Annotated in this window: 1 pseudogene; it reads right to left on the reverse strand. The window is 35.4% G+C overall.

The features are described 5' to 3' along the window. Positions 1 to 541: pseudogene (locus AC3G7N_RS22150) on the reverse strand (chromosome partitioning protein ParA); the annotation flags it as partial. Between the last annotated feature and the right edge of the window lie 21 nt (positions 542 to 562).

Consider the following 562-nt stretch of genomic DNA (forward strand, 5'->3'; position numbering starts at 1 on the left):
AATAAGAAAGGATGGGTGATTGTGTTTGATTGGACATAATTGTTAGGATATCCTTTATTGAAATCCCGGTTTTTAATAGGGAGCTAAAATGTGTTGCAAACAGGAAAGAGGTTTCAACACGTTTGTAACTCCGGTAAATAGGTATTTTACGATACAGATTCAGTTGACTTTCAATACTAACTTTATCTTTGATATATTGCCATCCAAAGAATGAGACTAATACGATGACAATGCCAGCCCAGGCAAAAGTCCCAAAAATATTGATGACAATCAGGGAAATTGATATGGTTGATGATGTGACAGCATTTGTTAAAAACAAGTCGGAAAAGGATGGAAGAATGGAATTTTTAATGAAGTAAAGCAGAATTGAAAAGATGATCAGGAGCAGTAAAGGGTAACGAATGGTTTGTTGAAATTTGGCAGTGAATTCCATTCTTTGCTGGTACATTTCAATACACTTTTCTAAGCTTGCCTGGATATCACCATTTGCCTTAACAAAATATAAGTAAGTCGTAATGGTCGAATTAAATGAAGCTTTCACAAAGGCCTCGTCAAGCGTACT

The organism is Virgibacillus carmonensis (assembly GCF_057836705.1).